This window comes from Lacinutrix sp. WUR7, assembly GCF_016864015.1.
Taxonomy (GTDB): domain Bacteria; phylum Bacteroidota; class Bacteroidia; order Flavobacteriales; family Flavobacteriaceae; genus Oceanihabitans.
On the sequence record NZ_CP045067.1, the window covers coordinates 3,412,841 to 3,427,198 of the forward strand.

Annotated in this window: 16 protein-coding genes and 1 other RNA gene; 8 read left to right on the plus strand and 9 right to left on the minus strand. The window is 31.2% G+C overall.

The annotated features are described in order from the left end of the window. Positions 1-201: 201 nt before the first annotated feature. The 7 genes from FG167_RS14885 to FG167_RS14915 all read right to left on the minus strand — a co-directional run bounded on the left by FG167_RS14885 (position 202) and on the right by FG167_RS14915 (position 6,319). On the minus strand, positions 202-708 hold the full coding sequence (locus FG167_RS14885; RefSeq protein ID WP_239004404.1) for a 1-acyl-sn-glycerol-3-phosphate acyltransferase: 507 nt from the start codon (positions 706-708) through the stop codon (positions 202-204). Positions 709-753: 45 nt separating this feature from the next. Then, positions 754-1,836 carry an iron-containing alcohol dehydrogenase family protein gene (locus FG167_RS14890; protein WP_239004405.1) on the minus strand — a complete coding sequence of 361 codons (1,083 nt, stop codon included), beginning with the start codon at positions 1,834-1,836 and terminating at the stop codon, positions 754-756. A 46-nt stretch (positions 1,837-1,882) separates the two neighbouring features. Next, on the minus strand, positions 1,883-2,500 hold the full coding sequence (locus FG167_RS14895; RefSeq protein WP_203459012.1) for a CatA-like O-acetyltransferase: 618 nt from the start codon (positions 2,498-2,500) through the stop codon (positions 1,883-1,885). Between the two features lie 4 nt (positions 2,501-2,504). Continuing rightward, positions 2,505-3,206: an HAD family hydrolase gene (locus FG167_RS14900; protein ID WP_203459013.1), complete on the minus strand. Its 702-nt coding sequence runs from the start codon at positions 3,204-3,206 to the stop codon at positions 2,505-2,507. Between the two features lie 60 nt (positions 3,207-3,266). Then, complete coding sequence (kdsB, locus tag FG167_RS14905) at positions 3,267-3,995, minus strand: 3-deoxy-manno-octulosonate cytidylyltransferase (protein WP_239004406.1); 729 nt, start codon at positions 3,993-3,995, stop codon at positions 3,267-3,269. A gap of 212 nt (positions 3,996-4,207) precedes the next feature. Then, on the minus strand, positions 4,208-4,774 hold the full coding sequence (locus FG167_RS14910; RefSeq protein WP_203459014.1) for a DUF4126 domain-containing protein: 567 nt from the start codon (positions 4,772-4,774) through the stop codon (positions 4,208-4,210). Positions 4,775-4,885: 111 nt separating this feature from the next. Beyond that, positions 4,886-6,319: an ATP-dependent RecD-like DNA helicase gene (locus tag FG167_RS14915; RefSeq protein ID WP_203459015.1), complete on the minus strand. Its 1,434-nt coding sequence runs from the start codon at positions 6,317-6,319 to the stop codon at positions 4,886-4,888. Positions 6,320-6,444: 125 nt separating this feature from the next. Between FG167_RS14915 and FG167_RS14920 the strand changes: the two genes are divergently transcribed. From FG167_RS14920 to FG167_RS14935, 4 genes are all read left to right on the plus strand, one after another. Then, a complete protein-coding gene (locus FG167_RS14920) occupies positions 6,445-7,182 on the plus strand; it encodes a hypothetical protein (protein ID WP_203459016.1) in 738 nt (245 codons plus the stop codon). Continuing rightward, on the plus strand, positions 7,166-7,987 hold the full coding sequence (locus FG167_RS14925) for a DUF3822 family protein (protein ID WP_203459017.1): 822 nt from the start codon (positions 7,166-7,168) through the stop codon (positions 7,985-7,987). Before FG167_RS14920 ends, FG167_RS14925 begins: the two co-directional genes overlap by 17 nt. Continuing rightward, entirely contained in the window at positions 7,987-8,535 is a 549-nt protein-coding gene (gene rsmD / locus FG167_RS14930) for a 16S rRNA (guanine(966)-N(2))-methyltransferase RsmD (RefSeq protein WP_203459018.1), read from the plus strand. The genes FG167_RS14925 and rsmD overlap by 1 nt, the downstream gene beginning before the upstream one ends. Positions 8,536-8,646: 111 nt before the next feature. Beyond that, on the plus strand, positions 8,647-9,174 hold the full coding sequence (locus tag FG167_RS14935; protein ID WP_203459019.1) for a hypothetical protein: 528 nt from the start codon (positions 8,647-8,649) through the stop codon (positions 9,172-9,174). 50 nt (positions 9,175-9,224) lie between these two features. Here FG167_RS14935 and rnpB read toward each other — a convergent pair. Next, positions 9,225-9,537: RNase P RNA component class A (rnpB, locus tag FG167_RS14940), an RNA gene on the minus strand. A gap of 243 nt (positions 9,538-9,780) precedes the next feature. On the opposite strand from rnpB, the gene FG167_RS14945 reads away from it, so the two are divergent. Together FG167_RS14945 and FG167_RS14950 are read left to right on the plus strand one after the other, a co-directional pair. Further along, positions 9,781-10,263, plus strand: a complete 483-nt coding sequence (locus FG167_RS14945; RefSeq protein WP_203459020.1) for a hypothetical protein — start codon at positions 9,781-9,783, stop codon at positions 10,261-10,263. Beyond that, on the plus strand, positions 10,253-10,459 hold the full coding sequence (locus FG167_RS14950; protein ID WP_055445021.1) for a helix-turn-helix transcriptional regulator: 207 nt from the start codon (positions 10,253-10,255) through the stop codon (positions 10,457-10,459). Before FG167_RS14945 ends, FG167_RS14950 begins: the two co-directional genes overlap by 11 nt. Positions 10,460-10,947: 488 nt before the next feature. On the opposite strand, the gene FG167_RS14955 is transcribed toward FG167_RS14950, so the two are convergent. Then, a complete protein-coding gene (locus FG167_RS14955) occupies positions 10,948-11,664 on the minus strand; it encodes a DUF6090 family protein (RefSeq protein ID WP_203459021.1) in 717 nt (238 codons plus the stop codon). A 418-nt stretch (positions 11,665-12,082) separates the two neighbouring features. On the opposite strand from FG167_RS14955, the gene dnaX reads away from it, so the two are divergent. Next, positions 12,083-13,786: a DNA polymerase III subunit gamma/tau gene (gene dnaX, locus FG167_RS14960; RefSeq protein WP_203459022.1), complete on the plus strand. Its 1,704-nt coding sequence runs from the start codon at positions 12,083-12,085 to the stop codon at positions 13,784-13,786. After that, a complete protein-coding gene (locus FG167_RS14965) occupies positions 13,779-14,357 on the plus strand; it encodes a hypothetical protein (protein WP_203459023.1) in 579 nt (192 codons plus the stop codon). Before dnaX ends, FG167_RS14965 begins: the two co-directional genes overlap by 8 nt. The last annotated feature ends 1 nt before the right edge of the window (position 14,358 follow it).

Sequence of the window (14,358 nt, forward strand, 5' to 3'; positions counted from 1 at the left end):
ACACACAGTAACTTATAGGATAAATGCGATTTGTGATTCATTTTTTATTACTTCACTTCATGTTTCTTTTTATGGACAATTTACATTGTCTACTTTATGTTTCGTGAAGTAGTTTGCATCTTTCCTATTTGATAGATAAACTTAGAAAAGGTTAACGTTTTGTGTGCAGAAATTTTCTCCTAGAAGAGAAATACCAATACTTTAAAAAGATTTATGGGATACTTTTCCTTTTACCCCTTTGAAGAAATTGTGCATAAAAGCAAAATCTTCTTCCATATTATCTGTAGGATAAAAAGGTTTCGAAATTTTGTTTTGTTTTCTACCAAAATCGAAAGTAACCATTACAATTGGCACATGTGCAGCTTTTGCTATATGATAAAAACCTGTTTTCCATTCGGATACTTTATCTCTAGTACCTTCTGGAGCTAATGTTAATCGTAATTCATCATTAGTTTCAAAAAGTTTAGCAATAGCTTCCACTTTATTCTGACCAGGAGTTCTATCTAATGCTCTTCCTCCAACAGCTCTAAAATAATAACCAAATGGGAATATGAATATTTCTTTTTTACCGAGAAAATTAATTTTTGTATTTGTGATTTTTCGGATTAATAATCCAATATAGAAATCATGCCAACTCGTATGAGGAACAGCTATTATAACGTATTTCTTCAGGTCTTTTGGAAACTCACCAATAAGTTTCCATTTCATGATTTTGAAGTATATAAATTTGTATATAATTGTTAACATAAAAAATTACATTTTTTGATATAGAGCTTTAAGCTTTTCTCTAGTAATTGTTTTTTTCCAGTTTTTACCAATTGCATTTTCCCAAAGCGGTTCTAAACTTAAGGCAACATCTATCATGATATCCAACTCTTTATCACTTAAATCTGCACAAATACCTTGAGGAATAGTTATGTTATGTTTTTCGCGCATGGCTTTATACATGGCTACTCCTTCTGGATAATATTCTTCTAGATGTTCAAAAACGATACAGTTACCAACGCCATGTTTTACGCCTAATAAATAACCTAAACCATAACTCATGGCATGTGCAACACCAACTTGAGAGTAAGCAATGCTCATTCCACCATGCCAAGAAGCCATCATTAATTTATCTGCAGCTTCTTTTTCACTTAATGTATCTTCTAGAAAAATCTCTTTACAAAGTTCTAAAGCTTTTTCACCATAACTTTGACTAAAGGCATTTAGGTACGTTCCTTTTAAGGATTCTATACAATGTACAAAACAGTCCATTCCTGTATAAAACCATTGGTCTTTTGGTACATCTTTAGTTAATTCAGGATCTAGTATAACCTGATCAAAAGGTGTAAAATCGCTATTGATTCCAAGTTTTCTAATAGGTCCTGTTAAAATAGTAGTTCTAGAAACTTCGGCTCCTGTTCCAGAAATGGTAGGAATACCAACATGGTAAATTGCTGGGTTTTTAATTAAATCCCAACCTTGGTAATCTTTAGATTCCCCTTTATTGGTTAACATTAAAGCTACAGCTTTTGCTAAATCTAAAATGGTTCCTCCTCCTATTCCAATAATTCCAGATGGTCTTTCTTTATAATCCAGAATAATTTGTTCTACCAAGTCATCTACTTGCGAAGTTTTTGGTTCTTCGTTTGCAGATATGTACAATAATTTATCATCATAAGACAATGGTATTCTAGAGGTTAACCAAGATTTACCTTTAAATACGTCGTCTACTAAAAATATGAATGGCGCTTTAACGTTTTGTCGTTTAGGCGATAGAATTTCATTTAACTGATTAAAACTTCCACGTCCGTAAACTACTCTGGACACCATTGGGTAATTTTTATAACTCATTTATTATAATTGTTTAACAAAAATAGAAATACTATTGCTTTAATTCCTACTGATTTAAAAAATATTGAAACTTTTCAGAAAATAAACCAACATGATAGCCATCCACCAATGCGTGATTTACGGATATTGCTACATTCATGCTTAAGGTCTTTTTCTCTCTATTTACTTTACTAAATGCTATTTTAGGTACAGAATCTTTTTCTCCAAAAAACGGTTCTTTATGCCCTGAAAAATTCACCCAAGGTAATGCCGAACAATGTATGCAATCTAATCCATTTCTTTCTGGAAACAAATTACTTGAGGATTGAATCCTTGATTTTTCCGATTCTAAATTTTTTAAAAACACATCTAAATTCTCATCAAAATCGACGAATGAAAATCCGAAGGTTTTATCTTCTCTCATTATAGTCGGCGATGCATGAATAATATCATAAGCAACTACTTCATCATCAATAATTCTATATTTTAAATTATCTACACTATTGATTGCTTGCATGCAAGCGTGTAAATATTTACCAAAAAAACTAATATCATTCTCCTTAGAAAACTGATATGCTTTGGTAACATCCAACGGAATAGTAACTCCAAAATAAGGATCAAACATTTTATTAAAATGCTGAAACTGCTCTGATCTATTCCATGTTTTTAAATTTATTTTTTTCAAATTGCTATAATAGATTTAAAATTTCTTTTAAACTTTTTACGGTTCTATATGCTTTACCATTGGTTTCTTTTTCGGTTACTTGTTCATGTGCCCAAGTGGTATGAAAAGGAACGTGAATAGCCTTTGCTTGAATATTTATTAAAGGTAATATATCGGATTTTAATGAGTTTCCAATCATTAAAAATTCTGACGGATTGATATCTAAATGCTTTAATAATTTAGAATAATTTTCTTCTTTTTTATCGCTTAAGACTTCAATATGATGAAAATAATCCAGTAAACCCGATTTTTCCAACTTTCGTTCTTGGTCTAATAAATCGCCTTTTGTGGCAACGATTAATTTATATTTTCCAGATAAACCTTCCAATATTTCTTGCACACCGTCCAACAATTCTACCGGTTCATTAAGCATTTGTTTCCCAATGTTTAAAATCTGTTCTATGGTTTTATTAGAAATGGTATAATTAGATAATTCTAAAGCCATTTCTACCATAGATAAAACAAAACCTTTCACGCCATAACCATATAAAGGTAAATTCTTCATTTCCATTTTAAAGAGCTCTTGATCTACTTTATTAGCAGTTTCAAAACCTCCTAAAAGTTTGGCAAATTCTAACTCAGCATCCCGAAAATACGTTTCGTTTACCCAAAGCGTATCATCTGCATCAAAGCCTATTACTTTTATATTTTTGTATTCTTTATTCAATTCTTTTACAAATTTTTAATTTGAATTTATAAGATTCCCTTTTTCAAGGGAATGACTTCGTCACTTCCAGAGTTTTTTTGCTCTTTCTAAATCTTCAGGAGTATCAATTTCTACACCTTGCACATTGGTTTCTACCATTTTGATACGTTTTCCATATTCTAAGTAGCGAATGCATTCAATTTTTTCTGATGCTTCTAATGGTAACATTGGTAATCTATAAAAATCTAATAATGCTTCTTTTCTAAACGCATAAACCCCTTTGTGTTTGTAATACTTTGCGCCAACATCTGTTGCTCTTGGAAACGGAATTGGGCTTCGTGAAAAATACAAAGCGAAGTTGTTTTGGTCTACGATTACTTTTACCGTATTGGAGTTTTTAATTTCTTCTTCGTCGGTAATATGTACCATTAAAGAAGCTAAATCGACTTGTTTTTCTGTATCTTCTTTAAAAACTTGGATTAGCTTTTTTAAGGAAGCGACTTCTGTAAACGGTTCATCTCCTTGTACATTTACAACAATATCTATATCTAGATGCTCTACAGCTTCAGCAATTCTATCACTTCCACATTCATGCTCTTTAATGCTCATGATTGCTTTACCTCCATGACTTGTAATTTCTTTAAAGATAATTTCGCTATCGGTTACCACAAAAACATCATCAAATAGATTGGTTGCCTTTGTAGCTTCGTAAGTACGAAGAATAACTGTTTTACCATTAAGGTCTTGCATGAGCTTACCTGGAAAACGAGAAGCACTATAACGTGCAGGAATCATGGAGATTATTTTCATATATGCTATTAATGTTCTTACAAAAATATAACTTTTTAAATTGAAATAAAGATTTTTTGAAACCAAATATACTCCTGACAAAGCATTAGAAATATTTAATTGCTTTTCGTTTTATATTAAAAATCGAAAATCTGTATTTTAGATTCCGCATTCGCGAGAATGACAATTTTAATAGAAATCTCAAGGCTATACCTAGAGAAATAGTTTTTTGATTATGCCTTACTAGATTTAAACTTTTTATAAAGTCTGAAAATAATAAACAGTACTATTACAACCAGTACAACAGCTAAAACAGGAAGAAATACAGAGATAATAGACATTACAATTGCGGTTCCTGTTTCTAAAGTAGAGATTACAGGATTTGCTAAACCTGCGGTTGTGGTTGTAGATGCTAATCGCGTAACACTGGAAGTTCCTGCTACTGCAGCAGCTGTTCCTCCTCCAGCAATTATTGCTAAAGCCCAAGTTATTACCGGACTTAAATCTACAACTGTAGAAACCATAACAGCAGTTCCTGCAATAGCTGCTAAAGGCACTGCAATGGTGTCTAATATATTATCTACAAACGGAATGTAATATGCAAATATTTCAACAATAGTAGCAACTCCAAGTGTTATCACGGCTGTTAAACTACCTATCCATAACCAAGAATCATTAAGTTCCCAAACATTAAAATGTGCTGCAAGACTTAATGTAAATAATGGCACAAAAACTCTAAAACCAACAGATGCTGCAAGTCCGATACCTAAAAAAATACTTAATATAGCTTCTGTTCCCATCTATCACTTTGTGACATCTTCCCAAAGAGAAGAAATCTTGTTATTTAATAATTATTTATTCGTTAATTGCTATTCTTAAATTTTTCATCATCTGTCCATGGTTATCGACTTCTATCGTTGATCTTCTACAAAAAACTCCTCCTTAAAACCAATAAGGTACAATTTTTCTTTGGCTCTTGTAACTGCTGTATATAGCCAACGCAAGTAATCTCTATTAATGCCATCTGGTAGATATGGTTGTTCTACAAAAACGGTATTCCATTGTCCACCTTGTGATTTATGACAAGTAATGGCATAGGAGAATTTTACTTGTAAAGCGTTAAAGTGTTTGTTTCCTTTAATTTTTAAAAACTTTTTATAATTACTCGTTTCGTCTTCAAAATCTTTTTGTACTTCTTGGTATAATCGGTTGGAATCTTCATAGGCTAACGAAGGAGTTTCCGCAGAAATAGTATCTAAAAGTAACACCGTTTCAAAAGGAATCATATTCGGATAATCGACCATACGTATTTTTACTTCCGCGAAGCGAAAACCATATAATTCTTGAATAGAGAATATTTCTAATACTTCAATAATATCACCATTTGCAATAAAACCAGCTTCGGTTGTTGGTTTAAGCCAGAAGTAATTATTTTTAACCACCATCAAATAATCGCCTGCAGAAAGCTCATTTTCATTAAATAAAATACGCTCTCTAATTTGCTGATTATACATATTCGCACGTTTGTTACTTCTAACAATAATGGCAGTTTCTTCGTTTCCAAGGTTGCTATACGAATCGTTTATAGCATCCATAATTTCGTAACCATCCACAAGACGTACAATATCTTTAAAGTCTTTTAAATCAAATTTAAATGTTTCGGCAAAAGAGCTAGCAATAGCTTCCCTTAAAATAGTAGCATTTTCTAAAATTCCTGAATCTTGTCCTTGACGCACTACTTCGTCTAATTCCATTCTAGTGACATCCTTATCATAGTTTAGCGTTAATGTGTTTTCGTCTAAGGCTGGACTTAAATCTAATTTTACAGGAGGTAATTGTGCCGTATCTCCAATTAATAATAATTTACAATTATGTCCAGAATATACGTATTTCATTAAATCGTCTAGCAAAGAACCATTTTCAAAAAGTTTAGAATCTCCAGGAGTATCTGGAATCATAGAAGCTTCATCTACGATAAAAATGGTGTTCTTATGCTTATTAGGTTGTAAAACAAAATTAACACCTCCTCCTTTATTTTTTTTTGGGAAATATATTTTTTTGTGAATAGTAAATGCTGTTTTTTTAGAATAACTAGAAATCACCTTTGCTGCTCTACCTGTTGGTGCCATTAGCACAGCGCTTTTTTTAGCTTGCCATAAATGGGTAACAATAGTACCAATAATAGTGGTTTTACCTGTTCCTGCATATCCTTTTAATAAATAAAGCGCATTGGGTCTTTCCGAAAAAATAAACTCAGAAAGTTGCAATAAAACAATATCTTGTTTTGGTGTTGGTTTAAACGGAAACTGTTGTTTTATAAGGGAATAAAATTGGGATGCGTTCATTAATTGTGGCTGTGAGATAAAATTTCGTCAAATATAGTGATGATTTTTATGCTGTTTGGTTTTAACGATTAAAAAAAAATTGTAGATTTGCGAAAGACCTTTAATAAAATTTAATTAATCATACTATGAAATTAATACTAATTGCAATTGCAGTAATTCTTGTAACTATTGGTTTGGTTTGGCTTATTGACAAGTTCATTCCATCTAAGTTAAGACCAGTTTTAATGATCGCTCTTTGGGCTTTAATCGCCTTTTTAGGATACCAAACATTTAATTCTATTTATGAGCCTATTAAATTTAACAAAGTAAAAGAAAAGCGTTACGCTGCTGTTATTGAAAAAATGGTAGATGTTAGAGATGCGCAATTAGCACACAGACAAGTTATTGGTGATTTTGCTCCTAACTTTGAAAGCTTAATTAAATTTATTGATACTGCAAAGTTTACTATTACACAACGTAGAATTGAAACGGTTCTAGATGAAGAAAGAACAAAACTTTTTGGTGGTGTTGAAACCATGAAAGATATTACTGTTATTGATACATTAGGTTATGTTTCTGTTAAAGATTCTTTATTTAAGAATTCAGATAGATATAAAACAATGATGACTGTTCCAAGTATTGAAGGTGCAAAAATAGAAATGAAAGCTGGTTTACTTGGTGAAGAAGGAGAAAATAAGATTCCTGTTTTTGAAGCAAAACTATTAAAGAGCGTAATTTTAGCAGATCAAAATAAAGATTTATTAGCACAAGAAAACGAAACAATTTCTGTGGATGGTGTTAATGGAGATGCAATTAGAGTTGGATCTTTAGAAGAAATAAATACTAGTGGTAACTGGCCAAAAACTTATGGCGACAGCGAGTAATAAAACAACTATACTAATTAACCAAGAATTGTCCATTCAAATAAGTTTGAATGGACTTTCTTTTTGTATACTACAATCAGATACAAATACGATTTGTTATTTAAAGCATTTTGCTTTTAATCAAAAACACACACCATTTCAAGTATTAGATGAATTAAAGAAAATATTTAAAACGACAACAGAGCTACAAATCAATTTTAGCACGATACACGTTATTTATATTAACGAACTCTCTACTCTGGTACCAAAACCTTTATTTCATGAAGATGCCATTGCAGACTACTTAAAATTCAATTCTAAGATTCTGCAATCCGATTTTATTGCTCAGGATACTGTTGTGATAAATGATAGTATAAATGTTTATGTACCCTACATGAATATCAATAATTATTTATACGAAAGGTTTGGCACCTTTGCATACAAGCATTTTTCTACTATTTTATTGGAAGAAATTCTACAAACAGAAAAACAGGAACAAGATCAAAAAATGTATGTACATGTGCATACCAATCACTTTGAAATTGTAGTCACCAATAAAGGAAAATTAATACTTTATAACACGTTTACCTTTACAACAAAAGAAGATTTCATATATTACATTCTCTTTACAGCAGAACAATTACAACTTAATCCAGAAACCATAACATTGATCCTTCTAGGTGAAATTTTTGAAGGAGATGATTTATACACTATAGTATTTAAGTATATACGACATATACAATTTGGAAAACCAAATACAAATTACTTACTAGAAGTAGAACAACAAACAGCACATTCTAATTATATTTTAAAGCATAGCTTTTAATGCGAATAATCTCAGGTACATACAAAGGCAGAAGAATAACTGCACCAAAAAAATTACCCATTAGACCAACAACAGATATGGCTAAGGAATCTCTATTTAACATCTTAAATAACCAGTATTATTTTGATGCTGTATCTGTATTAGATTTATTTAGCGGAAGCGGTAATATAAGCTATGAGTTTGCCTCTAGAGGAACCACAGAAATTACTAGTGTAGACGCTCATTTTGGTTGTATTAAGTTTATAAACGAAACTGCCGAAGCTTTTGAGATGCAAATACAAACCATAAAAAGTGATGTATTTAAGTATTTAGAAAAAGCCACCACAAAGCATACTATTATTTTTGCCGATCCTCCTTATGACTTTCCTGTTGAAAAATTTTCTAAAATACCAGAATTAATTTTTCAGAATAACTTGCTAGAAGATGATGGTTTATTAATTATAGAGCACTCTAAACATACAGACATTTCCCATTTAGAAAACTACTCGCATTCTAAAAGTTATGGTGGAAATATGTTTAGTTTTTTTGAATCCGCAAATAAGGAATAGCATTCTCACGTAATTATTCTCTTACGTAATTATACTGAAATTCAATAGTTTACGTTTTTTGCATTAGCATTTTCACTATCTTTAAGTTGCTAATAATCAAACACATAAATTATGAAAACTTTAAAACTTTCAGTACTATTATTATGTCTTGTCATAAGTAGTCAACTATCCTTTTCACAAAGTGATTCCCCAAGATATAAAGATCTGGTTGTAGAGAATCCAGAAGCTGAAGAAGATATACAAGTGCTAAGCTCCTATGTTAATGCTTTAGTTAATAATAAAATGCTAGAAGCAGAAAACTTACTATCCGAAAAATATATTGGATATGGACCTGGTCCTAACGACTCAATTTCAAAACAAGGAACAATTAAAGCATGGACAGAAACACACCAAGTACGTAGCAATGAAAAAGTAGGCTTTGTATCCCAAACCTTTAGAGTTCTGCAAGGCGATTTACAAGGTGATTGGGTTTCACAATGGGGAACTTACAGTTTTACTCAAAACGGAAAACACGTGGAGCTTCCCTATCAATTAACAGCACGAGTAAGCGACGGAAAAATAAACAGAAGCAGAATATATTTTGATAATCTAACCATTGCTAATTCATTGGGATATAAAGTAATTCCTCCCAAGGAATAGTTGATTTTATAGCAAAAAACAATGCCCTTTACTCACGTAAAGGGCATGTTTGATTAAGTAAATCTATAAGCCGGATTTTGTATCCCGATACATCGGTACCCTTATCATTTATCTACGTGTATTGTTACCAATACACTTTAGCTGCCTACCCTCTAACATCGCGCGTGTACGCTCAAACATTAGTTTACATGACATTGCACCACAAAGAGTTTACCTGGTTTCACTACAGCATTACCTGTACATACTTTCTGTTGCACTTTTCCTAGCCTCACGACTGGTGGCTGTTAACCACTTTGTTACACTATGGTGTCCGGACTTTCCTCCATCTGGATTGCTCCAAATAGCGATAAGGCGAAATACTTGCTGCAAAATTACAACAAACAATTTTATGTTTTTCAAGGAAAAGGTTTTTTATTTTGGAAGTTTTTCTATGTATCCATATTACTAAAATTAGGTGGTAACATCTTGTAATTTACTGGGTGGAAACTTGGATTTAAATTTTTTATATAGGAATGCTATAAGTAAGATAATTCTAACTAAAAGTAAAGTTTGCTTGACTAATAGTATTATATTTCTTACATTTGGAAGGAATTCAATCCGAATATTATGAAAATAAATTATTTGTTTCCGAATAAGTTCAAGAAAATTGGCTGGCTTATACTTATTCCTTCCGCTATTATTGGTTTAATAACGCTTATTTATGAGTATGAACCTTCCTTTTTAGACTTTAATGTTCCTGCAATTTTTGTGAATGAAATTTCATTTACAGATAGTAAACGACTTTTTGGAATGGTAAACAACAATATTCTTAATGAGATTCTTGGAGTTTTAATTATTGTTAGTTCCTTATTTGTGGCTTTTTCTAAAGAAAAATCAGAAGACGAATACATATCCAAAATCAGATTAGAGTCTTTAGTTTGGGCGGTGTATGTTAATTATGTAATTCTTCTAATTTCATTTATATTTATTTTCGACTTTTCCTTTTTATGGGTTATGATATTCAATATGTTCACTGTTTTATTATTTTTCATAATCCGATTTAATTGGCAAATTTCTAAACTTAAAAAGTCAGCTCATTATGAAGAATAGTATTAAAGTAGAAAGAGCAAAAAAAAATATTACGCAAGCTGACTTAGCTAAATTAGCGAAAGTTAGTAGGCAAACAATTAATGCTATGGAATTAGGTAAATATGTTCCATCCACAGTTTTGGCTTTACGATTAGCTCAAATTTTTGAAGTCGAAATTAGTGAAATCTTTACTTTGGAAGATTCCGATTGGGATTAGGTTTATTGCTACCAACAGATTTCTATATGCATTAGCAGAAGTAGTTATTATTCCTATTGCTCACAAATAACAACTCTCCATTTATTATTATACAGTACGCGACCATCATTTTGAATATGTGGTTTTATGGCTTCTGTCATTGTTTCATAAACTTTTTCAAAATCACTATTGTCAATAGCTTTGCCTGCTGGACCGGCAGATAATAATCCTTTTAAAGCAATATGGGTATTCGGATAATCCCAAATAGATGCTATATCATTATTAGCAATTATTTTTAAACCAATTCCTTCTATAATTTTTTCTAATAGCTACTAACGCACTTTTTTAATTTATAAAACGTTTAGGTATAAGCATCAATGGTTTTGTGTGCGAGGATTTGCTGAAGGAAAATTAGAAGTAAGCAAATAAAGCAACTCATATTGGTTAAGCACAAAATAGTAATTATTTTTATATGCTGTTGTGCTTTCGTTATTTTTTATAACTTAAGATTATTTTTTTTCTTCTTCAAGTAATCCAATAACTTCTGTCATTCCATTGCTTATTCTATTCATATAATTAATCCTTACAACTTTCATCTGTAAAGAATTATTTAACGTGGCAAACGTAGAAGGACGTGCAAGGATTTCCAAAAATTCTTTTTCAGTTAATCTAAATCTTTCAGGTATCATTTCATTAGGCGTAGATAAAATTTCGCTTAATCCTATTTCTTTTCTTAGTTCCCAGTCAGAACCATTATAATACATATCATTACTAATTTTACGGTGAATGGATCCACCAATGTCGGCAGACATTATCTCAGCGTAAAGTATTAGTACTTTCTTATTATTAATCATACTAAGCCTGCCTGACGATTTTGAATCTTCATAAATTGGTAAATTGAGATCATAAGGAATACCATATGTTATAAAATCTCCAAGTTTTTTCAGTGAATCTATTTGAATTGTAAATTCTTTAGATCCAATATGTTTTAAATACAATTGACCATCTGCAATTAGAGAATCACCAAGGGCAATAGCATCATTTATTATAACCCTCGATGATTGTAATTCTACAATTAAGTCTTCAATTAATTGCTGTTTAATTATCTCATTTTTCCTTGATTCATTCCAATTATTTAAACTCAGCGCAATTAAAATTCCAATAACGACCAAAACAATTTCTCCAATAGCATACTTTAAATACTTTCCAGCGTTATTTTTTTCCATAAGGTCGTAGCGTATTTTTCTAAAGAATTTTATCATTGGTTAGCGGTTTCTGGTAATGAAGCACAACTCGTTATATCCAACATTTTTTTATCCATATCCTCAAAACAAATCAGCATATGATGATTTTTTTGTTGTAGTTATCCCATAAATATAACCATTTTTTAAAACAACAAATCTATACATGCACGAGTAGATTCTATTTAATATATGCTTTGATTTTAAGATACGTTATCCTACACAAAGCTAATTCCCAAAAAGATAGCATAAAGACAATCTATTAAGTCCTTATCTCACCTCCTTTTTGTTAATAACTCCTATTAAATTTTAAGTCTAAAACCCACAATTCTAATTGTAATTTTTAACTTTGTTATTCTATTTATTAACTAGCATTTTCAGATGCTAAAACAATTAAGTTACCTTGGAACACTTTGTAGTATCGGCTAGAAAATACAGACCCCAAACATTTAAAGATGTTGTGGGTCAGCAGGCTATTACAAACACCTTACTTAATGCAATAGAAAACAATCATCTAGCCCAAGCATTATTATTTACAGGTCCTCGTGGTGTTGGTAAAACAACCTGTGCACGTATTCTTGCTAAAATGATTAATAGCGATGGTACCGAAAAACCAGATGAAGATTTTGCTTTTAATATTTTTGAATTAGATGCAGCTTCTAACAACTCTGTAGATGATATTAGAAGTTTAACAGATCAAGTTCGTATTCCGCCACAAGTTGGTAAATACAAAGTATATATTATTGATGAGGTACACATGTTATCTCAAGCAGCTTTTAATGCTTTTTTAAAGACTTTAGAAGAGCCACCAAAGCATTGTATATTTATTCTTGCAACTACCGAAAAGCATAAGATTATACCAACTATCTTATCGCGTTGTCAGATTTTCGATTTTAAGAGAATTACAGTTAAAGACGCTAAAGGATATTTAAAATACATTGCTAAAGAACAAGGTGTAGAAGCTGAAGATGATGCACTTCATATTATTGCTCAAAAAGCAGATGGAGCCATGCGTGATGCACTTTCTATTTTTGATAGAGTGGTTAGTTTTTCTGGTAAAAACTTAACGCGTCAAGCAGTAACCGAAAACTTAAATGTTTTAGATTACGAAACGTATTTTACGAGTACCGACTTTATTTTAGAAAACAAAATTCCAGAATTATTAGTGCAGTTTAACACTACGCTATCTAAAGGTTTTGATGGGCATCATTATATTGCAGGACTAGCAAGTCACTTTAGAGATTTAATGGTTTGTAAACATGAACAAACAATAGAGCTTCTAGAAGTTGGTGAACAAACCAAAGCAAAGTATTTAGCCCAAAGTAAAAAAGCCTCGCAAAGCTTTCTGTTAAAAGGAATAGAACTCGCTAATGATTGCGACTTAAAATATAAAACTAGTAAGAATCAGCGACTACTCGTCGAACTAACTCTAATGCAGCTTGCCTCTATCACTTTTGATGGAGAAAAAAAAAATAGCAAAAACTACATAATTCCTGCTTCCTACTTTGCTAAAAAAGGAATAACACCAATTCCTGTACAAAGACCTAAAGCGGAAGAAAAAAGTATTCCGAAGAAAGCAGAGACAGCACCACAAGCTGTTGCTACAAATACCGAAAAAGCACCAAGCATTCTTTTAAATAAACAGAAAAATAGGGCTTCCGGACTTTCTTTAAAAAGTATTCGACTAAAAAAAGAACACCAAATTAAACAAATGGATGTTGTTCTTGATGAAGAAGACTTACCATCTGATGCGTTTACAGAAGAAGCTGCTCTTGAAGCTTGGTATGCTTTTGTTAAGAAAATAGAAGCAGAAGGACAGTATAATTTAGCTTCCATTTTATCAATAGACAAACCAAAAATTTCGGGAACCACCATACATGTAGAATACCCAAATGCTACTAACAAGGTGGAAATAGAGCGTCAGCAATATCCTTTATTAGGTTTTATTCGAAAACAACTGAATAATTATGACATTAATTTATCGGTTACCGTAAACGAACAATTGGAGAAAAAATACGCCTATACCAACCAGGATAAGTTTGAGAAATTAATGGAGAAAAATGCCAATATAGAATTACTCCGAAAAACTTTCGACTTAGATGTTTAGTTTTAAAAAACACCTTCCACTACTCTTTTTACTCCTTGCAATTGCACTTTCTAGTTGCGATGGACGAGATAAAAAGCATCGCACTACACAGCAAGATTTAATAGAAAATAAAGCATTAGATACTTTTAGTGATGTTGTTACATATTTTCCTGAAAAATATACACAAGTAGTTACAGACACTATTTTAAGCAATGGATTTGAAGTAAAGATTAACACTTCTACAGATATGAAAAACAGTGTTCTTAACGCTTTTAAAGTAGACACTACAAATCATAAACATTATTATAGAGATTTAATTTCTAAAATTGAGGTATCCAAAAACGGACAAATTATTTTATCTGAAGTTATTGGCAAACCATTCTTTTTAAAATTTGACAATACATTAGAAGATTATTTTAAAATTTCTAATTTAACAGGTGTTTGGCTAGATGAAAAAAGTGCGCTTACCAAAGATGAAATTTTCATTTATATACTATTTAATAAACCAGAAACAGATTACTCCTATTTATATAAAATGATTATTAATAATCAAGGAGAATATTCCATTAAAGAAATTGAAGAAGTAGACTAAT